This window comes from Leifsonia poae, assembly GCF_020009625.1.
Classification (GTDB): domain Bacteria; phylum Actinomycetota; class Actinomycetes; order Actinomycetales; family Microbacteriaceae; genus Leifsonia; species Leifsonia poae_A.
The window spans coordinates 659,791-681,753 of record NZ_JAIHLP010000002.1 but is presented as its reverse complement, the minus strand read 5'-3'; the positions used below and the strand labels follow the sequence as shown (position 1 = coordinate 681,753).

General features: G+C 68.5%; 16 protein-coding genes. 14 read left to right on the top strand and 2 right to left on the bottom strand.

What is annotated here, in order from left to right; all coding sequences use genetic code 11:
* The first annotated feature begins 101 nt into the window (after positions 1-101).
* The 8 genes from K5L49_RS03930 to K5L49_RS20375 are packed head-to-tail and all read left to right on the top strand — an operon-like array spanning position 102 to position 11,587.
* On the top strand, positions 102-1,562 hold the full coding sequence (locus K5L49_RS03930) for an MFS transporter (RefSeq protein WP_223690710.1): 1,461 nt from the start codon (positions 102-104) through the stop codon (positions 1,560-1,562).
* Between the two features lie 43 nt (positions 1,563-1,605).
* Entirely contained in the window at positions 1,606-3,861 is a 2,256-nt protein-coding gene (locus tag K5L49_RS03925; RefSeq protein ID WP_223690709.1) for a glycoside hydrolase family 3 protein, read from the top strand.
* 4 nt (positions 3,862-3,865) lie between these two features.
* Entirely contained in the window at positions 3,866-5,095 is a 1,230-nt protein-coding gene (locus K5L49_RS03920) for a family 1 glycosylhydrolase (protein WP_223690708.1), read from the top strand.
* On the top strand, positions 5,095-6,111 hold the full coding sequence (locus K5L49_RS03915; protein ID WP_223690707.1) for a zinc-dependent alcohol dehydrogenase: 1,017 nt from the start codon (positions 5,095-5,097) through the stop codon (positions 6,109-6,111). Before K5L49_RS03920 ends, K5L49_RS03915 begins: the two co-directional genes overlap by 1 nt.
* A 22-nt stretch (positions 6,112-6,133) precedes the next feature.
* A complete protein-coding gene (locus tag K5L49_RS03910; RefSeq protein ID WP_223690706.1) occupies positions 6,134-7,123 on the top strand; it encodes an alpha/beta hydrolase fold domain-containing protein in 990 nt (329 codons plus the stop codon).
* Between the two features lie 40 nt (positions 7,124-7,163).
* Positions 7,164-8,849: a CocE/NonD family hydrolase gene (locus tag K5L49_RS03905; protein ID WP_223690705.1), complete on the top strand. Its 1,686-nt coding sequence runs from the start codon at positions 7,164-7,166 to the stop codon at positions 8,847-8,849.
* Between the two features lie 24 nt (positions 8,850-8,873).
* Complete coding sequence (locus tag K5L49_RS03900) at positions 8,874-10,610, top strand: glycoside hydrolase family 3 protein (RefSeq protein WP_223690704.1); 1,737 nt, start codon at positions 8,874-8,876, stop codon at positions 10,608-10,610.
* Positions 10,607-11,587, top strand: coding sequence for a Gfo/Idh/MocA family protein (locus K5L49_RS20375; RefSeq protein ID WP_223690703.1), 981 nt, complete (start codon positions 10,607-10,609; stop codon positions 11,585-11,587). Before K5L49_RS03900 ends, K5L49_RS20375 begins: the two co-directional genes overlap by 4 nt.
* On the opposite strand, the gene K5L49_RS03890 is transcribed toward K5L49_RS20375, so the two are convergent.
* Entirely contained in the window at positions 11,588-12,196 is a 609-nt protein-coding gene (locus K5L49_RS03890) for a TetR/AcrR family transcriptional regulator (protein WP_223690702.1), read from the bottom strand.
* 87 nt (positions 12,197-12,283) lie between these two features.
* Between K5L49_RS03890 and K5L49_RS03885 the strand changes: the two genes are divergently transcribed.
* Entirely contained in the window at positions 12,284-13,168 is an 885-nt protein-coding gene (locus tag K5L49_RS03885) for an alpha/beta hydrolase (protein WP_223690701.1), read from the top strand.
* Here K5L49_RS03885 and K5L49_RS03880 read toward each other — a convergent pair.
* A complete protein-coding gene (locus tag K5L49_RS03880; protein WP_223690700.1) occupies positions 13,130-14,128 on the bottom strand; it encodes a LacI family DNA-binding transcriptional regulator in 999 nt (332 codons plus the stop codon). The genes K5L49_RS03885 and K5L49_RS03880 overlap by 39 nt on opposite strands.
* A gap of 200 nt (positions 14,129-14,328) precedes the next feature.
* On the opposite strand from K5L49_RS03880, the gene K5L49_RS03875 reads away from it, so the two are divergent.
* The 5 genes from K5L49_RS03875 to K5L49_RS03855 are packed head-to-tail and all read left to right on the top strand — an operon-like array spanning position 14,329 to position 21,941.
* Complete coding sequence (locus K5L49_RS03875; protein WP_223690699.1) at positions 14,329-15,846, top strand: ABC transporter substrate-binding protein; 1,518 nt, start codon at positions 14,329-14,331, stop codon at positions 15,844-15,846.
* A gap of 56 nt (positions 15,847-15,902) precedes the next feature.
* Positions 15,903-16,844, top strand: a complete 942-nt coding sequence (locus K5L49_RS03870) for an ABC transporter permease (RefSeq protein ID WP_223690698.1) — start codon at positions 15,903-15,905, stop codon at positions 16,842-16,844.
* A complete protein-coding gene (locus K5L49_RS03865) occupies positions 16,841-18,661 on the top strand; it encodes a dipeptide/oligopeptide/nickel ABC transporter permease/ATP-binding protein (protein ID WP_223690697.1) in 1,821 nt (606 codons plus the stop codon). Before K5L49_RS03870 ends, K5L49_RS03865 begins: the two co-directional genes overlap by 4 nt.
* The gene (locus K5L49_RS03860; RefSeq protein ID WP_223690696.1) at positions 18,658-19,488 is read left to right on the top strand and encodes an ATP-binding cassette domain-containing protein; all 831 of its coding nucleotides are present in this window, start codon (positions 18,658-18,660) and stop codon (positions 19,486-19,488) included. Before K5L49_RS03865 ends, K5L49_RS03860 begins: the two co-directional genes overlap by 4 nt.
* Positions 19,485-21,941, top strand: a complete 2,457-nt coding sequence (locus K5L49_RS03855; protein ID WP_223690695.1) for a glycoside hydrolase family 2 TIM barrel-domain containing protein — start codon at positions 19,485-19,487, stop codon at positions 21,939-21,941. The genes K5L49_RS03860 and K5L49_RS03855 overlap by 4 nt, the downstream gene beginning before the upstream one ends.
* The last annotated feature ends 22 nt before the right edge of the window (positions 21,942-21,963 follow it).

Below are 21,963 nucleotides of genomic sequence, written 5' to 3'. Positions count from 1 at the left end.
AAACAGATACTGTTTCTGTTTAACGACGCGTCCCAGCATCCGCGCCGACGCACGATTCCCCGCATGGACCTCCCGTTCGATGAAGAGCCTTTGGAGCCCCGATGACAACCCCCTCCACCGACCTGCCTCTCAGCGGCGCCTCAGCGGTGACGACCGTCGATCCCGACGTCCTGGAACCATTCGAGCCGGGAACGTCCGAGCAGTACCTGCGAGGTCGGGCTCTGCGTCGCTACGGGGTCTGGTACGCGCTCACGTTCGTGGCATTCACCGCCATCTGGGGAGGCGTGGCCGCGGTTCTCCTGCCGAACCAGGTGCAGCTCCTGGCCATGGCGCAGTTCTTCACCGGGCGCGACGCCGGCGTCGACCTCCAGCAGCTCACCGCTCTGCGCGACGCGATCGCAGCGGGAGCCGCGACCGCGACCGCCGACCAGAGCCGGCTGCTCGGAATCCTGGCGACCTTCGACGCGAGCCGCGCCCAGTCGCTCGCTCTCGTCACGTCGATCGGCGTCGCGGCGACCATGATCGTTCAGCCGCTGATCGGAGTGTTCTCCGATCGCACACGCTCGCGCCTGGGGCGCCGCGCTCCGTGGATGCTCGTCGGCGTCGCGATCGGGGCGGCGTTCCTGGTCGGTGTGCGCTTCGCGCCGACCGTCGCAGTGCTCGTCGTCCTCTGGGCGATCGCGCAGGCTGCGCTCAACGCGGCGCAGGCCCCCTTGGGCGCCACACTGGCCGACCGGATCCCCGAAGCCCGTCGCGGCACGATCTCGGGTATCGGCGGTCTGGGCTCCTTCGTCGGCGGCATCCTGGGAAGCGTGGCCGCGGGCGTCGCCTTCGCCACACTCGGCCTCAACAGCTACTTCGTCTTCGCCGCCCTCGTCGTGGTTATCGTGCTGATCTTCGTGTTCCGGGTCAGGGACCGCTCGTCCGTCTCGCTGCAGGTCCCGCCCTTCAGCTGGAAAGCGTTTGCGCTCGGATTCACCTACGCCTTGCGCAGCCGCGATTACCGCTGGGTCTGGATCGCGCGCATCCTGCTGACCTTCGGGTACGGCGTTTCGGGTGCCCTGTCCTTCTACATGCTCCAGAGTTACGTGAAGCCAGCTCTCAGCCAGGCGGAGGCGACCACGCTCGTTCCGCTGCTCGCGCTCGCAGGCCTCCCGACGACGGTCCTGGCGATCGTGGTGGCCGGAGCGCTCTCGGACCGCTGGCGGCGGCGCAAGAGCTTCGTCTTCGTGTCGTCGCTCCTCATGGCGGCGTCGATGGCGATCCCCCTGATCTCGCCGACGGTCCCCGGCCTCTTCATCCAAGCCGTCGTAGCTGGACTCGCCTTCGGCATCTACACGCCCGTCGACCAGGCGCTCCTGATCGATGTGCTCCCCGACGCCAAGGCGGCGGGCCGAGACCTCGGCGTCGCCGGACTCGCCACCAACCTCGGACAGGCGCTCGGTCCGGCACTCGCCGGATTCGTCGTCGCCCTGAGCGGTGGATACGCCGTGGTCTGGGTCGCCGCCCTCGTGCTCGTCGCCCTCGCCGCGGTGACGATCCTCCCGGTGCGCGTGCGCTGATCCCCGATCCTCCCGTTCGACCTCGACACTGCAAAGGAAACCGATGACAGACACCCTGCCCGACACGACGGAGCTGAGCCTCGCCGACCAAGCGCGACTCGGCAGCGGCGCCGACTTCTGGACGACGAAGCGGGTGGGCGACGTCCCGGCCGTGCTGATGACGGACGGACCCCACGGCATCCGCAAGCAGGAGGAGAGCTCCGACCAGCTATCGCTGTCCGGTAGGAGCGTCCCCTCCACCTGCTTCCCGCCCGCGGTCGCCCTGAGCCAGACGTGGGATGCGGCATCCGCCTTCCGTGTTGGCGAGGCGCTCGGGCGCGAGTGTCAGGCGCTCGACATCCAGGTCCTCCTCGGCCCCGGCGTGAACATCAAGCGCGACCCGCGCGGCGGTCGCAATTTCGAGTACTTCTCGGAGGATCCGTTCGTCGCGGGAGTTCTCGGCGAGGGATGGGTGAGGGGCCTGCAGAGCATGGGCGTCGGCGCCTCCCTGAAGCACTTCGCGGTCAACAACCAGGAATGGGACCGGATGCGCGTGAGTGCCGACGTCGACGCCCGGGCGCTGCGTGAGATCTATCTGCGGCCGTTCGAGCGCATCGTCACCAACGCGCAGCCGTGGACTGTGATGTGCTCCTACAATCGCATCAGCGGTATTCTTGCCTCGCAGAACGAGTGGTTGCTGACCGACGTCCTCCGCGGCGACTGGGGCTTCGATGGCATCGTCATGTCGGACTGGGGGGCGGTCGCCGATCGGGTCGCGGCGGTCACCGCCGGGCTCGACCTTCAGATGCCCGGAGACGACGGGACGAGCGACGCGCGGGTCGTGGCCGCCCTCGAGTCGGGTGACATCGAGGAGTCGGCGGTCCGCAGGAACGCCGGGCGGCTCGAGCGGTTCGCCCGTCGGGCACGAGCCGAGCGTCGCCCCGGCACGGTCTGGAGCGCCGACGACCACCACGCGATCGCCCGCGAGGTGGCGGGACGGGCGATCGTGCTGCTCCGAGACGATCAGGGCCTCCTGCCGCTCCAGCCGTCCGGCGCGATCGCCGTCATCGGTGAGTTCGCCGTCAAGCCGCGCTACCAGGGCGGCGGAAGCTCCCACGTCACGCCGACCCGCGTCGACATCCCGCTCGACGAGATCCGGGCACTGGCCGCAGACGCGTCCGTGACCTTCGCGGCCGGCTTCAGCGCGGACGCGGACGCCGATCGTGCGGCCCTTCGTGCCGCTGCCGTGGCGGAGGCAGCGGCGAGCGACGTCTCGGTCGTGTTCCTGGGCCTGTTCGAGAATCAGGAGGCGGAGGGCGCCGACCGTCCTGGCATCGACCTGCCGGAGGATCAGCTCGCGCTGCTCGAGGCCGTCCTCGCCGCGCAGCCCCGAACCGTGGTCGTGCTGTCCCACGGCGGCGTGGTCCGCCTTGCCCCGATCGCGGCAGGACCCGCGGCAATCGTCGACGGCGCCTTGCTCGGGCAGGCCGCGGGCGGTGCACTCGCGGATGTGCTGTTCGGGGTGGTCAATCCATCCGGACGGCTGACCGAGACCGTGCCGGAGCGCATCCAGGACGTACCGGCCTTCACGAGCTTCCCGGGGGAGCGCATGCACGTGCGGTACGGCGAGGGGATCTTCGTCGGCTATCGCTGGTACGACACCCGCGAGATCGACGTGACGTTCCCCTTCGGTCACGGCCTCTCTTACACGAGCTTCGACTACGAGTCGGTGAGCGTCGTCGCGGACGGGGACGACTATGTCGCGCAGGTGACGGTCCGCAACACGGGGGAGCGCCGTGGTCGCGAGGTGGTGCAGGTCTACGCATCGCTCGACGGATCCGTCGTCGCCCGCGCCCCCCGCTGGCTCGTCGGCTTCGGGGACGTCGAGCTCGAATCGGGCGAGCGCGCCGACGTGAGCGTGCCGATCCCGCGGGACGAGCTGGCGTTCTGGAGCGAGGAGCTGCACCGCCGTGTCGTCGAGCCCGGCACCTACGCCTTCCATGCCGCGGCCTCCAGCCGCGACATCCGCCGCACGGTCGAAGTCGAGGTCGACGCCGAGCCGATCCGGTACCGCCTGACCGCAGAGTCCTCGCTCGGCGAGATCATGCGCGACCCGATCGCCGGTGCGGCGTTCGCCGACCTGTTCGCGGCGATGTTCGCCCAGTTCAGCGCCGGCTCGGAGGAGGACGTGGACTACACCCCGATCCTCGACTCGTCGCCGTTCGGGCGCTTCCTCGGCTCGCTCGGCGGAGCGGTCCCTCCCGGCATGGTCGACGACGTGCTAAGCAGAGCGAACACAGCAAACGGATTCGAAGGATAGAACGATGAGCAGCACTTTCCCCCACGGCTTCCTCTGGGGCGCCTCGACGGCGCCGCACCAGATCGAGGGCAACAACATCAACAGCGACTGGTGGTTCCGGGAACAGCACACCCCCGGCATGGCTCTCAGCGGCGACGCCGTCGACAGCTACCACCGGTTCGAGGAGGACATGCGCCTCCTCGCCGACGCCGGGCTGAACGCGTACCGGTTCGGAATCGAGTGGGCCAGGATCGAACCCATCCCCGGTCACTTCTCGAAGGCGGAGCTGGCCCACTATCGTCGGATGATCGAGACCGCGCAGCGGCTCGGCCTGACGCCCGTCGTCACCCTCCAGCACTTCTCCACCCCGAAGTGGTTCGCGGACGAGGGAGGCTGGCTGCACGACCGGTCGATCGAGCGGTTCCAGAGCTACGTCGGCGAGGCGGCGGCGATCCTGGGCGACGTGCCGTGGATCTGCACCATCAACGAGCCCAACATGCTAGCGATGATCGGCACCATGATGAAGCTGGCGGAAGCCGGCACGAGCGATTGGCAGAGCCCGACGGTCGAGGGCGACACCCAGATGGTGCTCCCCGCTCCCGACCCCGAGGTCGGCCAACGGCTCGCGGCCGCGCATCACGCGGCCCGCGAGATCCTGCGGTCGAAGACGGATGCGGCGGTCGGCTGGACCGTCGCGAACCAGGCGCTGACCGCGAAGCCGGAGAATCAGGCGAAGCTGGTCGAGGAGCGCTACCTGCGCGAAGACCTCTATCTCGAGGCCGCCCGCGGCGACGGCTTCATCGGCGTGCAGGCATACTCCACGCAGGAGATCGACGCGAACGGTCCGGTGCCGCACGCGCCGAGCCCGGAGAACACCCAGGTCGGAACGGCCTATCGCCCCGACTCCCTGGGCATGGCCGTCCGGCACTCGTGGGAGGTCACGGAGGGTGTTCCCGCGCTGATCACCGAGAACGGGATCGCCACCGCCGACGACACCCGGCGCATCGACTACACGGCGCAGGCGCTTCATGCCCTGGCGTCCGCGATGGATGACGGCGTGGAGGTAGCTGGGTACCTGCACTGGTCGGCGCTCGACAACTACGAGTGGGGTCACTGGGAGCCGACGTTCGGCCTGATCGCGGTCGACCGCGAGACGTTCGAGCGTCAGCCGAAGCCGAGCCTCGCCTGGCTCGGGAACGTTGCGAAGACGGGAACCGTCGAGGGCGGCGCACGTGCGTTCGGAGGCGAGCACTGATGCGGGCGGCGACGATCACCGGGCCGGATGAGCTGACCATCCTTGACGTGGAGACACCGGCCGTCGGTCCTGCGGACGTGCTGGTGACGATGAAGGCGTGCGGGCTCTGCGGGTCCGACCCGCACAGCCTCGCTGCCGGTTTCATCGTTCCCGGTGCTGTGCAGACGCGTCTCGGGCACGAGCCGGCAGGCGTGGTGTCGCAGGTGGGCGGCGACGTCGTCGGACTCGCCGTCGGCGACCACGTCGTCGTCAACCCGATGGGGGTCCCCGACGCGATCATCGGCGCGGGCGGCCCACAGGGCGGTCTCAGTGAATACCTGCTGGTGCGGGAGGCCGCCGTCGGCCGCAACCTTCGCATCCTGCCGCCGCACATCCCATTCCACGTCGCGGCGCTCGTCGAGCCGATGTCGGTGGCGCGTCGCGCCGTCAACCGCACACGTCCCAGCGCCTCTGACACCGCCGTGGTGTTCGGCGCCGGTCCGGTCGGGCTCGGCGCCCTGCTCGCCTTCAAGGCGCTGGGCGTGGCGAACGTGGTCGTCGTGGACGTGCAGGCGAATCGGCTCGAGAAGGCGCTGCGGCTCGGCGCGGACGCCGTCGTGAACTCGGCCGAGGAGGATCTGGCTGAGCGTCTCGTGCAGCTGCACGGCTCCGGGGCCGACGCCTTCGGTGTGCAGGGGCTGCCCGGCACCGACATCTACCTCGACGCAGCGGGTGTCCCTTCGGTCGTGGAGTTCGTCCTCCGCTCGGCGAAGCAGGGGGCGCGGCTGGGGGTCGTGGCCATCCACCGCAAGACGATCGAGGTCGACTTCGAGGCCCTCATCCCGAAGGAGCTCGCGATCGTCGCCTCGATGGGCTACGCGGACGAGTTCTTCCAGGTGGCGGACGACCTCGAGGCCAACTGGGAGAAGTACGCGCTGATCGTCAGTGACGTGGTCCCGTTCGACTCCGTCGAGCGCGCCATCCGCTTGGCGGGAACACCCGGTGCGACGGACAAAGTCGTCGTCACCTTCGACTGAAGAACGAACAGGAGAAGAAGAGATGGCCGACATTGCTCCGGATGCCCTCAGGGTCGCCGCGCACGACGTCCCCGTTCCGCGTTCGCTCAGCGAGGGCGCCCGGCGCGCGCTCGACGCCTCGGCCCAGGTGCCGCGCACGATCCTGCCGCGGGCCGACGATGACGACGCCTGGGAAGGCGTCGTCGCGGGTCAGCGGGCGCAGGAGGAGCAACTGATCGCATCGGGCCTGCTCGAGACGTACATCGCGTCGACGAGGACGCAGGTGGACGCGCGTCTCGTCGACGGTGTGCCCGTCTTCGTCGGCACCCCGGACGGCCTCGCCGATGACGACCAGCGCGTCGTCCTGGTGATCCACGGCGGCGGGTGGACGCAGGGTGGCGGCCAGCTCACGCGCCTTGCGGCCGCACTGGAAGCCTCGAGTCTCGGTCTGCGCACCTGGGCGGTCGACTACCGCATGTTGCCCGGCCACCGGTATCCGGCATCCCTCGACGACTGCGTCGCCGTCTACCGCTCCCTGATCGGCGAGGCCGGTGCGGCGAACGTCGCGGTCAGCGGAACCTCGGCGGGCGGGAACCTCGCGGCGGCGCTGCTTCTGCGTGCGGCGGCCGACGGCCTCCCGATGCCGGCGGCTCTGGGCCTGTGGACCCCGGCCGTCGACCTGACGCTCGACGGCGACAGCTGGCACACCAACGACGGGCTGGACCCGATCATCGGACAGCACTCGCGCACGCTGGTGGAGTTCTACACCCGAGGTGAGGACCCGCGGAATCCCTCCCTCTCCCCGATCTTCGGAGACCTCTCGCCATTCCCTCCCACCGTCCTCATCTCGGGGACGCGGGACGGGCTCCTCTCCGACACCGTGCGATTCCATCGGCAGCTGCGTCGTTCCGGCGTCGAGGCCGAGCTGCACGTGTTCGAGGGACTCCCGCACGGCGGGTTCGACTTCATGAGCCCGGAGGATGCCGAACGCGCGACCGAGTTCCGGGCGTTCTTCCGCCGCCACCTCGCCTGATCATCCACCCCACGACGATCGAACCCCCTAGGAGGCAGTAGTGTCGCAGCCGACCATCAGCAACGCCATGGTTCCGATGCGGGACGGTGTCCGTCTCGCCACTGACGTCTGGATCCCGGACGCGTCACCGGCCCCGGTGCTCCTCGTCCGTCTGCCGTACGGCAAGGACATGTTCCCCGACGCGCCCCTCCTTCCGGGGCACGCCGACCTGATCGCGCGGGGCTACGCCGTCGTCTGGCAGGACGTGCGCGGGCGGTTCCGCTCGGAGGGGGAGACGTTCGAGCCGTTCGTCGGCGAGGTCGACGACGGAGCGGACACGGTGGCGTGGATCCTCGCGCAGCCGTGGTGCGACGGGCACATCGGCTCGTACGGGGCGTCCTATCTGGGCGTCACGCAGTGGCAGACGGCCTCCGCCGGACCAACGGGCCTGTCGGCCATCGCACCGCACTTCGCATCCACCGACCCCTATTTCGCTCCCTGGTTCGGCGAAGGCGGCGCGATGTCCTGGCACCTGGTGCACTCGTGGTCGACGCTGAACTCGGTCGCGCCCCGGCTGACCTCGCTCGAGCAGTACATCGAGGTCATCGCCGAAGGTGAAGCGCTCGTCGACCGCCTCCCGATGTCGGACCGTCCGCGCCTGCGCGACGAGGCCGCGTGGTGGTCGAACTGGATGGAGCACACGGGACGTGACGACTACTGGAAGGGCATCGCGGTGAGCGGCGATCCTGCCGCCGTCACCGTCCCCGCGCTGAGCATCGGAGGCTGGTTCGACGTCTACATCACCGACACCGTGAACTCCTATCGGCTGATGAAGGAGGGGGCGGGCACCCCCGGGGCCCGGAAGGGTCAGCGCCTGGTGATCGGACCGTGGGATCACCTCGGCCAGACCGGGTCCTACCCCGGACGCGACTTCGGCTCCGCGGCCTCAGGGCCGGCGAGCGGCGTCGAGGAGCTGCACATGCGGTTCTTCGACCGGCACCTCCGGGGTGACTCCGCCGCGCTCGACGGCGACGCTCCGGTGCGGATCTTCGTCATGGGTGTGGACGAATGGCGCGACGAGGAGAGCTGGCCGCTCACCGACACGGTCTGCACCGACTTCTTCCTCGCGCCCGACGGCGCTCTTTCGAGGTCGGTGCCGGACGCGGATGGGTGCGGCGAGTACCTCTACGACCCGGCCGATCCGGTTCCGTCGGTCGGGGGCCGGATGCTGCTGTCCGGTGAGACGGGAGGCTGCGGCCCGGTCGACCAGTCCGCGGTGGAGCAGCGGGCGGACGTCCTCACCTTCACCACTCCCGTCCTCACGGATCCCGTCGAGGTCACCGGCCAGGTGACGCTCCGGGCGTACGTGACATCGTCGGCGTTCGACACCGACTTCACGGGGAAGCTCGTGGACGTTCACCCGGACGGGCGCTCGCTCTACCTCACCGATGGCATCCTGCGCATGCGGTACCGGTCGGCTCTCGATGCCCCCGAGCTCCTCACGCCCGGCGAGGTCTACGAGGTGCAGCTCGACCTGTCGGTGACGTCCAACGTCTTCCTCCCGGGGCATCGCATCCGGCTGGAGGTCTCGAGCAGCAATTACCCGCGCTTCGACCGCAACACCAACACCGGCGGCGGCATCACGGACGAGACGGAGTTCGTCGTGGCGCGCAACAGGGTGCTGCACGGGCCCGCGGGCCCCAGCCGACTCATCCTCCCGATCATCGACCGACCCGCCACCAGCTGACCCCGAGCCGAAGGACACCACTCCATGACGATCGAACGCCTGCTCTACCGCGACCCGGCGCAGAGCGCGGACGCACGTGCCGCCGACCTGCTCGGCAGGATGGATCTGGAGGCCAAGGCCGGCCAGATGTTCCAGCCGATGGCCGAAATGGGGGACCCCGACGCGCCGGGGATGTTCGGCGGTGCCTCGTTGCGAGAGATGCTCAGTGCGAACATCACCCACTTCAACATCCTCCAGGGCCCGACGGCCCGGGAGACCGCGGAGTGGATCAACGCCCTGCAACGCGAAGCGCTCGCCCGGCCGCTGGGCATCCCGATCACGATCTCGAGCGACCCGCGCCACGCCTTCACCGACAACCCTGCCGCCGCCTTGATGGCCGGTCCCTTCTCGCAGTGGCCGGAGTCGCTCGGTTTCGGCGCCGTCGGCAGCGAGGACCTCATCCGCCGGTTCGCCGACACGGTCCGCCGCGAGTACCTGGCGGTCGGGATCCGGGTCGCGCTGCATCCCCAGATCGATCTGGCGACCGAGCCGCGATGGGCGCGGGCCAGCGGCACCTTCGGTGAGGACGTCGAGATCGTCAGCCGGCTGGGCGGCGCCTACATCGAGGCGCTGCAGAACGGTGAGGTGGGGGCCGAATCGGTGTCGGTGATGGCGAAGCACTTCCCGGGCGGGGGCCCGCAGAAGGACGGGGAGGATCCCCACTTCGCGTACGGCCGCGAACAGATCTACCCGGGTGGCCGATTCGACCTCCACCTCGAACCGTTCCGCGCGGCCATCGACGCAGGAGTCGCGCAGATCATGCCCTATTACGGGATGCCGCTCGGCACCGAATGGGAAGAAGTGGGGTTCGGCTTCAACCGCGGAATCATCACAGGCCTTCTGCGCGAACAGCTCGGATTCGACGGGATCGTCTGCACCGACTGGGGGATTCTCAGCGGCATGGCGTGGGGCGTCGAAGACCTGAGCTTCGATGAGCGGATGATCAAGGCGCTGGACGCCGGCGTCGACCAGTTCGGCGGCGAATCGGCCGCGAGCACGCTCGTACGGCTGGTCCGCGACGGCGCTATCCCCGAATCGCGCCTGGACGGGTCGGTGCTCCGGCTGCTGCGCGAGAAGTTCCGTCTCGGATTGTTCGATGCGCCGTTGGTCGACGTCGAACAGGCCGACCGGCTCGTCGGCACGCCGGATGCCCGCGAAGCGGGAATCGCGGCGCAGGCGGCCGCGGTGACCCTGCTGCGCGCCGGTGAGGAGGCGGCCGCCCTTCCGCTCGCGCCGGGCACGCGGGTGTTCCTCGACGGGATGTCTCCCGACGCTCTGCAGCGTCGCGGTCTCGTGGCCGCCGACCTCGACACGGCGGACGTCGCCATCGTACGGATCGCGGCGCCATGGGAGCAGCGGGGGGACGGCACCACGTGGGAGTCGTTCTTCCATGCCGGTTCATTGGACTTCCCGGTCGGCACGATCGAGCGCATCCGTGCGATCGCCGAGCGGGTGCCGGTCGTCCTCGACGTCTACCTCGACCGTCCCGCCATCCTGACCGACCTGGTCGACGTCGCCAGTTCGACCATCGTGAATTTCGGGGCGGCCGACGAGGCCATCGCCCGGGTCCTCACCGGCGAGGCCGAGCCGTCGGGGCGGTTGCCCTTCGACCTGCCGTCGTCGATGGAGGCGGTGCTCGCGAATCGTGCGGACGTGCCGTTCGACACGATCGATCCGCTGTTCCGTCACGGATTCGGTCTCGGCGCGGGGTTCTCCGCGTGAGCGCGGCCGAGCGGGGCGTGCGCTGGGGGATCGTCGCGACGGGCACGATCTCACGTCAGATGGCCTCCGACCTGCAGCTGGTCGACGGGGCCGAGATCGTCGCGGTTTCGTCCCGAGAGCAGGCGAAGGCGGATGAATTCGCCGAGGAGTTCGGAATCGAGCACCGCTTCGGCGACTACCGCGACCTCCTCGGCGCCGACCTCGACGCGGTCTATATCGGCTCGCCCCATGTGACGCACTTCGAGATCGCGAGAGCGGCGCTGATGGCGGGGAAGCATGTGCTGTGCGAGAAGCCCATGGGGCTCTCGGCCGCCGAGGTCAGAGAACTCGGCGCCATCGCGGCCCGCGAGGGGCGATTCCTCATGGAGGCCATGTGGATGAAGTTCAATCCGCTCTACACCCGTCTGCAGGAGCTGCTGAGTGAGGGGCGCATCGGCGAGGTCCGGAGCATCGACGCGTCGTTCGGTGTGCCGTTCCCGCAGGATGGCTCCAGTCGCTGGAAGGCGGAGATGCGGGGGAGCACGCTCCTCGATCAGGGGATCTACCCGGTGACACTCGCGCACATGCTTTTCGGTGTCCCGGACCGCATCCACGCCGACGGTGTCGTGCGCGATGACGGGGTCGACCTCAGCGAGCACTTCACGCTGAGCTATTCGGGCGGGCGCTTCGCGCGGGGCGCGAGCTCGATGGTCGAGTTCCTCGATCTCGGGGCCTCGATCTGCGGGACGGCCGGGTGGATCGCGACCGACCCGGGCTTCTGGGCGACCTCGAAGGCGACCGTCCATACGCCGTTCTCCCCGGACGTCGAGCCGACGGAGTCCATCGAGACGCTCTGGGAGGGCAACGGCTATGTGCCGATGCTGCGTGCCGTGAACGGTTCGATCCGGCGGGGAGAGCTGGAGAACACCATCCACACCACCGAGGCTGCCGCTGAGGTCTTCGACTCGCTCGACGAGATCAGACGCCAGCTCGGCTAGCTATCGCGCGGCCGTCGCTCCGGCCTTCGCCAGCTCCAGGAGGGTGCCGAGAGCCTTCAGGCTGCGAGTCATGTCGATGCTGTCGTCGTACTCCCAGAGCAGCTGCAGGCCATCGACCGCCGCCGTGACGAGCAGGGCCAGGTCGCCGGCGTCGACCTCCCGTGGCAGCTCACCCGCGTCCTGGAGGCCCTCCAGCGTCTCGCGACCGAGCTTCTGGCTGCGGGTGATGCGCTCGCTGAAGTACTCGTGGGCGGGGTGGTCGGGGGCCGTCCCGTCTGCTGCGAGATTCGAGTAGAGCGCGACGAGACCGGGAACGGACGCGTTGTGGTCGACCAGCGTCGTGAGCCGGTCGACCATGGAGGCGATCGTCTCGGGAGCGCTGTCCTCGTATGCATCGGCGTCGAGTTCATCGCGTCGCCGCAGCACCTCGGTGAGCAAGTGCTCCTTCGTACCGAAGTGATGCACGAGCCCGGTGATGCTCAGGTTCGACGCGTCGGCGAGCTCACGGAGCGTGGCTCCGCCGAACCCACGTGCGGCGATGACTTCGAGGGCGGTGGCGAGGATCTCCTCGCGCTTCGCAACCCCTTTGGGGTAGGGACGACGCGGCATGTTACCGACTGTATCGCGCCCGTCCGTCGTTCTGCCAAGATAAACAGAAATAGATACTGTTTTTGCAGGAGTGAAGGAGATGAATCTGTGACGCTGGCCGCCACTACGGACTCGACGCTCGCTGGACGGGGAGCCCGGATTCCCCTCCGCGACTACCTCCCCGAGAATCCGCGTGCCGGCGCCTCGCCCTTCGTGTGGATCCACGGCGGCGGCTGGATGTCCGGAGGCCTCGATCAGAAGGAGTCGCACGCCGTCGCGAAAGCTATCGCAGGCACGGGGCGCCGCGTCCGCACCATCGACTACCGCCTGGCCCCGCTGCTGCGCTGGCGCCAGCTCGCCTCCCATGCCCCTCTGTCGCTCGAACCCTCAGGCGGCCGGTTCCCCGCGGGGCGGGACGACGTCGTCGATGCTGTGCGCGACCTCGTCGCCTCCGGCGAGCGGCGGGTCCTGATCGGCGGGGCGAGTGCTGGGGCGAATCTCGCGGTGACGGCTGCCGTCGCGCTCCGTGACGACGCGGATGTCCGGGTCGAGGGTCTCGCGCTCGCGTACGGCGGCTTCCACTCGGCTCTGCCCCCGCTCCCTCGGTCCGTGTCGTCGCGGCTCACGGGAATCGCCGGCCGCATCGCGTTCACCCCCGACTCCTACGAGCGGATGACGCACAACTATGTCGGCGACGAAACGTTGTACGCGACCGCGTTCCCGGCGGGAGAGTCTCTGGCCGGCCTTCCGGACGCGCTGGTCATGGACGCGGACAGGGACAGCCTGCGAGCCTCCGGCGACCAGTTCGCAGACGAGTTGCGCGCGGCCGGGGTCGCCGCGGACTACGTGGTCATTGAGAAGACGCTCCACGGCTTCTTGAACCAGCCGCGCACCCGCGGCTTCCGCCGTGGCATTCAGGCGATGGCCGCGTGGCTCGACGAGCGGGATCGTGCCTCAGGTGGTCCCGCCGCGCACGAGGGTGAAGTGCGGTAGCGTCCCGAGGTCCGGCGGCGGGGTCGACTCCGCCAGCTGCGACTGGAGTTCGTGGGTCAGCGCATCCATCAATCCGCGGATGTCCGTGTCGATGCTGGTGAGGCGGGGCGACCACAGCTGGCCGATCACCGTGTTGTCCACGCCGACGACGGCGAGCCGGGCCGGGACATCGACCTGCAGTTCGCGCGCGGCGGCAAGGACGGCGATCGCCACGTCGTCGTTGTAGCAGGCGAGCCCGACGGGTGAGGGGGACTCCTTGAGAACACGCGTCAGTGCGGCGATTGCCGCGTCGAGGGCGAACGGGACGTCGATCTGACGGGGCTCGGCGAGCCCGACGCGCGCGCAGTAGGTCCGCAGCGCGTCGAACCGGCCCGGCCCGTACGGGTCGAGCCTGCTGTCGGAGATGGAGGCGAACCACAAGGTGCGGTCGCCGCGTTCGAGCAGCGCTCCGGCCTGGAGCTCGGCGATCCCGCCGTCAGGGATGTTCCGTCCGTCGTCGCTGTGTCGGCGAGGAAGGACGGTGGTGCCGCGCTGCTCGAGCCGGAGCCGTTCAGTCGTGGGGAGGCCGGCGAAGTCGATCACCGCGAGAGGGCGCAGCGCGTGGATGGCGGCGATGGAGCTCTCCAGCGAGGCGCCCGCGAAGCGCACCATGACATTCGCACCCAGATGCTGGGTGTCGATCGTGACCTGGTCGACGGCGTCTTGGAAGCGGCTTCCGAAGGTCGTGTTGGGCAGCAGCATCACGATTGTGTCGCTGATTCCGCTGACCAGGGACCGCGCTGCGAGGGAGGGGCGGTAGTCGAGTTCGCGGGCCGCGGTGTGCACCTTCTCGCGGGTCCGAGCCGAGAAGCGTGCTTCGTTGCCGTTCAGGATGTTGCTGACCGTCGATCGCGACACGCCGGCACGGGTTGCCACATCGCCCGCGGTGACGGGTCGATCGGACTCTCCCAGTGCGCTCACGACGTCATCCTCCCATACCGTTGACCACCCGTTCGGGCATGCTGCGAAAATACCATTTGAAAATGGTATTGCGTGTGACTTAGGATGCAGTGTCGCGAGATCCCGCCGATGCGAAGGCGCCGGGAAGGGTCCGACGGCCGGAACGGCTACCGCATCGTGACCGGTCACATCCTCAGCACAGCATCGACAAAGGAGTCCACATGAAGTTCACCCTCGGATTGCGAGCCGCCGCCACCGCGGCCGCGGCCGCACTCCTCCTGGCGGGATGCACGGCGACGAGCAGCCCCTCGAGCTCCGCGACGCCGCAGACGCTCAACCTCGCCGTCCAGGCTCCGCCGGCCAACTTCACCATCGGTGACTGGTCAGGCGGAGACTCGACCCTGTTCACCTCGGTGTACGACTCGATCCTTAAGACGAATGTGAAGGGAGAAGCGACCCCCGGCATCGCGAAGTCGTGGTCGTACTCCTCCGACAAGCTCACGCTGACGTTGAAGCTCCGCACGGGGCAGAAGTTCTCCGACGGCGAGGCCGTCGACGCGGACGCCGTCGTCGCGTCCCTGAAGCGAACGATGAAGGAGCCGTCGTATTCGGCTCAGCTGACCAACATCGGCGGGGTAACGGCGTCCGACGCGAGCACGGTGGTCATCACCCTGAAGACCGCGGACGCGTCCCTGATCTCGAAGCTCGCCGGTGTGCAGGGCGGGGTGGGAGCGCCTAAGGCCCTGAGCGCGGAGAGCTCCAAGCTCGATCCCGTCGGATCCGGCCCCTACATCCTCGACAAGTCGACCACGACCGCCGGTTCGCTTTACACGCTCAAGCGCAATCCGGACAACTGGGATGTGGCGTCGTACCCGTTCGAGACCGTCAAGATCCGTGTGATCGCCGATCCGACCGCATCGCAGAACGCGCTGAAGACGGGCCAGCTCGACTTCGGAAACGTGAACATCGACCAGGTGAGCCAGTTCCCGTCGAGCACGTTCAGCACGGGAACGTCGTTGCCGCAGGCGGTGGGCGTCCTCTGGCTGGCGGACCGAGATGGCACGATCGTACCGGCGCTCAAAGACGTCCGGGTGCGCCGGGCGATCAACATGGCCATCGATCGTAAATCCATCTCGTCGAAGCTCGTCGCCGGCTCCCACCCCACGGAGCAGACCGTCAGCCCGCTCGGCGCCGCTTACAGCAAGAGCGTCGACAAGACCTACGACTTCGACGTCGCGGGCGCCAAGAAGCTGATGGCCGAGGCTGGATACCCGAATGGATTCAGCGTCAAGATGCCCAGCACGGTCGTCTCCCAAACTTACGACGCCACCATTGCCCAGGAGCTGGGCGCCATCGGGATCAAGGTCAGCTACGACACCGTCCCGTTCCAGGACTTCTTCGCGAAGGTCTACGGTGGCACCTACGGCATGTACTTCATGTACAACGGTTACTCCGGCAACGACGCCGCGGACATCAACGCGGCCTTGAGCGGCGCCTTCAACCCGTACGGATCGACGACGCCCGAACTCACCGAGCTCATCGCCAAGGCCAACGCCGCCTCCGCGGACCAGCAGGGTGCGGCGTTCGGCGCCGTCAACAAGTACCTGGTCGACCAGGCGTGGAACGCTCCGTTGCTCTACTCGACCTCTCCCTGGGTCGCGACGAAGCGGATCACCTACACGCCCGCTGTCATCCCGTCGCTGAACCTTCTTCCATACGGCCTCGCGGCGGCCAAGTAGCCATCGCCCGACGCGGCGCGGGGGCCAGACCCCCGCGCCGCACTCTGGAGTCCATCGTGATTGTGTACATTCTGCGCCGACTCGGCGCGGGCTTGGTGCTCGTCTTCATCGTGACGGCCATCACCTTCTTCCTGACCCACGCGGCGAACATCCCGGTGGCCAACAACATCCTCGGCGCGGGCGCGACCCCTGATCAGGTGGCCGCACTCGACCACAAGCTCGGGTTGGACCAACCGATCATCCAGCAGTACGTCAACTGGGTCATCGGCGTCCTGCACGGTGACCTGGGCACGTCGTACTTCACGAGCGAGCCGGTCGCGTCCGGTATCGCTGCGCGCCTCCCGGTCACCCTGTCCATGGTCGTCGTCTCGCTGCTCATCACCCTGGTGCTGAGCGTCGTCCTCGGCGTCGCGGCCGCGGCCAAACGCGGTCCGCTCGACGTGGTGCTCCAGGGCATCACGACACTGTCGTTCATCTTCCCGGCGATCCTGCTCGGCATCATCCTCGTCTACGTCTTCGCGATCACCCTCCAGCTCGTCCCCGCTGTCGGCTACACGCCGTTGGCCGAGTCGCCCTCCGCGTGGTTCGCGTCGATCATCCTTCCCTCCGTGGTGCTCTCCATCGCGGGCATCGCGTCGCTCGCCGCGCAGATCCGCGGCTCCCTCATCGACGAACTCAGCCGCGACTACGTCAGGACCCTGCGCAGCCGAGGGGTCTCCGAGATGTCGATCCTCCTGAAGCACGCCCTGCGCAATGCGTCCGGGCCCGCCTTCACCACGTTCTCCCTCCTGTTCATCAGCCTGTTCGGGTCCGCCCTGTTCATCGAGAAGATATTCGCCCTCCCCGGTTTCGGCACCTACGCCTACCAGGCGACGATCCAGGGCGACCTGCCCGTGATGCTCGGCGTGACCCTGTTCAGCGTTCTCCTCGTCGTCATCGTGAATCTGATCGTCGACCTGGTCAGCGGTTGGCTCAATCCGAAGGTGCGTGTCGCATGACAACCACAGAGATCGACAACATCGCGGCCGTCTCCGCGCCGCAGAGAAAGCGGTCCGGAGTCGTCCGCCGGGTGCTCAGGAAGCCGCTCGGGCTGGCATCCCTGATCGTGCTGGTCGGCATCGTGCTCCTCGGCATCTTCGCCCCGCTCCTCTCTGCGCACGATGCGACCGCCACATCTCTTCAGCATGTGAATGCGCCGGCGGGCACACCCGGTTACCTGCTCGGTGCCGACCAGTACGGTCGCGACATCTGGGCGCGCATCCTGGTTTCGATCAACGTGTCGGTGATCTCGGGACTGATCGGCGCCGGTGTCGCCACGGTCATCGGCACCGTGTTCGGACTGCTCGCGGGATACATCGGCAAGAAGACGGACGCGGTCACCTCGTGGACCTTCAACCTGTTGATGACCTTCCCGGCTCTCGTGCTCGTGCTCGTGCTCTCGCCGATCACCGGCGGCGCCTACCAGGCGACGATGTTCATCTTCGGCATCTTCCTCGCGCCGAGCACCTACCGGCTGGTGCGCAACCTCGTCGTGGGCGTCAAGAACGAGCTCTATGTCGACGCGGCCCGCGTCTCGGGTCTCTCGAACCGCCGCATCCTGTCCCGGCACGTCCTGTACGTCGTCCGCGGCCCGATCATCATCTCGGTCGCCTTCCTCGCGACCGCCGCGATCGGCATCCAGGCGGGGCTGGCCTTCCTCGGCGTCGGCTCGACGCTGACCCCGAGCTTCGGCTCCATGACTGCCGACGCGTTCCTCAACATCTACACCTACCCCTTGCAGCTGGTCTGGCCCTCGGTCGTGCAGGCGCTGCTCACCAGTGCGCTCATCATGCTCGGCAACGCCTACCGCGACGCCCTGACGGACGCGGAGCGGCCGACGCGCGCGGAGCGGAAGGCGGCAGCTGCCGCGGCGGCAGAGCAGGCGGAAGCGACGCGCGCGCGCGCAATGGCCGCCGCCACGATGGACACGAGCACCGGCTCCCTCCTGACGGTCCGCAACCTCTCCGTGGCGTACGCGCAGACGGACGGCATGCTCAAACCCGTCGTCGACGGCGTCTCGCTGGATGTCGCGCCGGGGGAGATCGTCGGCCTGGTCGGCGAGTCCGGCTCGGGCAAGACGCAGACCGCGTTCTCGATCCTCGGACTGCTCCCTCCGGAGGCGCAGATCGACGCCGACGTCCTGACCATCGTGGGGGAGTCGCTGGTCTCGAAGGACGCGCGGGCGCTGCGGAAGATGCGCGGCAGCGTCATCGCGTACATCCCGCAGGAGCCCATGTCGAACCTCGATCCGTCGTTCACCATCGGAAGCCAGCTCGTCGAAGGGCTCACCGCCGCCATGCCCCGCAAGGAGGCCAAGGCGACGATCCTGCAGCTCCTCGCCCGCGTCGGTATCGCGGACCCGGAGCGGACGTTCGCCTCCTACCCGCACCAGATCTCGGGAGGCATGGCTCAGCGGGTGCTCATCGCGGGCGCCGTCGCCAGCCGGCCCAAACTCCTCATCGCGGATGAACCGACCACCGCCCTGGACGTCACCATCCAGGCCGAGATCCTCGACCTGCTGCGCGACCTGCAGGGCGAGCTGGGCATGGGCGTCCTCCTCGTGACGCACAACTTCGGGGTCGTCGCCGACCTCTGCGACCGCGTCGTCGTCATGCGCAGTGGCACCGTCGTCGAGTCCGGAGATGTCAGGACGATCTTCCACCAGCCCGCCCACGAATACACCCAGCAGCTCATCGCGTCGATCCTCGATGAGAACACCGTGCGCACCGACCCCGCGCCCGACTCCGATGCGCTCGTCGGGGAGGAGAAGAAATGACCGCACTGCTCACGGTGGACGACCTGCGTCTGCGCTACCCCGGGCGCGGATTCCGTTCCGCGTCACCCGAGGTCCTCCGGGGGATCTCGCTCGAGATCGCACCGGGTGAGACGCTCGGTCTCGTCGGGGAGTCCGGTTCGGGCAAGACGACCCTCGGTCGCGCGGTTCTCGGGCTGGCTGCCCCGACCGGCGGGTCGATCACGTTCCAGGGCGAGGACATCACGCACCTGTCGCAGAAGCAGCGCCGGCCGCTCGCCAAGAGCCTGCAGGTGATCTTCCAGGACCCGTACACCTCCCTCAACCCGGTGCTCCCGATCTCCGAGATTCTCGCCGAGCCGCTCGTCGCGCAGGGGATCAGCGCGGCCGAATCGCGCACGACGGTGCTCCGCCTCCTCGAGCAGGTCGGACTGCCCTCGAACGCGGCGCAGCGCTACCCGCGGGAGTTCAGCGGCGGCCAGCGCCAGCGCGTCGCCATCGCGAGAGCGCTCGCGCTGGAGCCGAGGCTCATCGTCTGCGACGAGCCCGTCTCCGCCCTCGACCTGTCGACGCAGGCGATGGTGCTCGATCTGCTCATCGACATCCAGCGCGACACCGGGGTCTCCTACCTCTTCATCACGCACGACCTCTCGGTCGTGCGCTACATCAGCCACCGGGTCGCCGTCATGTACAAGGGCGAACTCGTGGAGACGGGGCCGGTCGCCCAGGTGACGACGGCTCCCGCCCACGAATACACCCAGAGCCTTCTGCTCGCCGCCCCCACGGCCGATCCCGATCTGCAGCGCGAACGTCGCGAGCTGCGCAGACGACTCCGAGGAGCTGCCGCGTGACCATCCACGACTTCAATGCAGGCTGGAGCGTCCGCCCGCGCGTCAGCGCTTTCTCCGAGCTCGGCGGCGCCTCCGCACCGTCCGAGCAGGTCACGTTGCCGCACGACGCCCTGCTCTCGCTGGGCCGGACTCCGGACTCCGGGTCACCCTCCGGCTACTTCCCGAGCGGCGAGTTCGAGTACTCGACCTCGTTCGACGTGCCGGACGAGTATCGAGACAAGCGCGTGAGCCTCCGGTTCGAGGCTGCCTACCGGGACGCCATGGTCTATGTGAACGGCTCGTTCGCCGCACAGCGCCCGTCCGGCTATGCGACCTTCGACGTCCCCCTCGACGACTATGTGCGCTACGGCGAGACGAACACCATCCGGGTCGAGACGCGCGCCCATCAGGACTCGCGGTGGTACACCGGTGCGGGCATCTACCGGGATGTGCACCTCTCCGTCACCGACCTCGTGCACGTCGAACCGGACGGCCTACGTGTGACCACGCCCGACATCGACGAGACACGCGCGGTCGTGGAGGCCGCGGTCGCCGTGCGCAATTCGTCGATCTCCACGCGCACCGTCTCGGTGGTCACGACCGTCCGGGACGCCGGCGGAGCCGTCGTGGCGACGGGCGCGTCTCCCGCAACGCTCCGCGCGGGAGGCCGAGCCGTCGTGCGCACGCGCCTGTACGTTCCGGAGCCCGAACTGTGGAGCGCCGACAGCCCATCCCTGTATGCGGCGACCGTCGAGATCCGCGACGGTGAGACCGACCTGGACGAGCGCGCCACATCGTTCGGCATCCGTCGCATCCAGCTCGACCCGCTGCAGGGCCTCCGTATCAACGGCGAGACGATCACCCTCCGCGGTGCATGCATCCACCACGACAACGGACTCCTCGGAGCGGCCACGATCGGGCGTGCGGAGGAACGCCGCGTCGAGATCCTCAAGGCGGCCGGGTTCAACGCGATCCGCAGTTCGCACAACCCGCTCAGCAGGGCGATGCTCGATGCGTGCGACCGCCTCGGCATGATCGTGATGGACGAGGCGTTCGACATGTGGACGGAAAGCAAATCGTCGTACGACTACTCCCTCTCGTTTCCGGAGTGGTGGGAGCGCGACATCGAGTCGATGGTCGCAAAGGACTACAACCACCCCAGCGTGATCTTCTACTCGATCGGCAACGAGATCCCGGAGACGGGGACCCCGCTCGGATCGGAGTGGGGGCGCCGCCTCGCCGAGAAGGTCCGCGCCCTCGACTCCACGCGCCTCGTCACCAACGGCATCAACGGATTCGTGTCCGTGCTGCCCCAGGTGATGGCGATGATGGGGCCGGCGACAGGAGCCGACGGCGGAGGCGACGGTGGCGGCGGCGTGAACACCTTCATGAACAACGCGGGCGCCATGATGAACCAGATCAGCGCGTCGTCCCTGGTCAGCGAGGCCACCGCCGAATCGTTCGCCGTGCTCGACGTCGCCGGACTGAATTACGGCGACGGTCGCTACGAACTCGACCGGGAGCTCTTCCCCGACCGCGTCATCGTCGGCACCGAGACCTTCCCCACGCACATCGACGTGAACTGGCGGCTCGTGGAGGACAACGCCCACGTGATCGGCGACTTCACCTGGACGGGCTGGGACTACCTGGGCGAGGCGGGAATCGGCCGCACCGTCTACCTCGAGCGCGAAGAGCTCAGCCTCAGCGCTCCCTTCCCATGGCTCCTCGCGTGGTGCGGTGACATCGACATCACCGGGCACCGGCGCCCCGCTTCGTACTACCGGGAGACGGTGTTCGGCCTGCGCAGCGAGCCCTACATCGCGGTGCAGCGCCCCGCGTTCCACGGGCAGCCCCGTCACGATGGGATGTGGACGTGGTCCGATTCCGTATCCAGCTGGACCTGGGACGTCGAGTCGGGCTCACCGGTCATCGTCGAGGTGTACTCCGACGCGGATGAGGTCGAGCTCGTGGTGAACGGTGTCTCGGTCGGCCGGTCGCCCGCGGGCCGCGAGCACGGCTACCGCGCGACATTCGAGACGACGTACGAGCCCGGCGAGATCATCGCGATCGCCTACTCCGGCGCGCGCGAGCCCGCGAGGACCACACTGCGCTCTGCCGCCGAGGAGATCTCGCTCTCGGTCGTCGCCGACCGGACGCGGGTCACGGCTGATCACAGCGATCTGAGCTTCGTGACCATCGAGCTCCGGGATGCGGCGGGTACCCTCGACTCCGCTCATGACCGGGAGGTGACCGCCACGGTGGAGGGCGCCGGCGTGCTCCAGGGTTTCGGGAGCGCCCGGCCCGATCCCGAGGCGGGCTACCACGAGCAGACGCAGCGGACGTTCGACGGGCGGCTGCTCGCGATCGTCCGTCCCACCGGGGTCGGAGACATCTCCCTCACCCTCACGTCGGAGGGGCTCGAGCCCGTTCGGCTGACCCTCCGTGCGGTGGCTGCGGCCCCGACGACACCGTGACGATCGACACAGCGAAGGAACA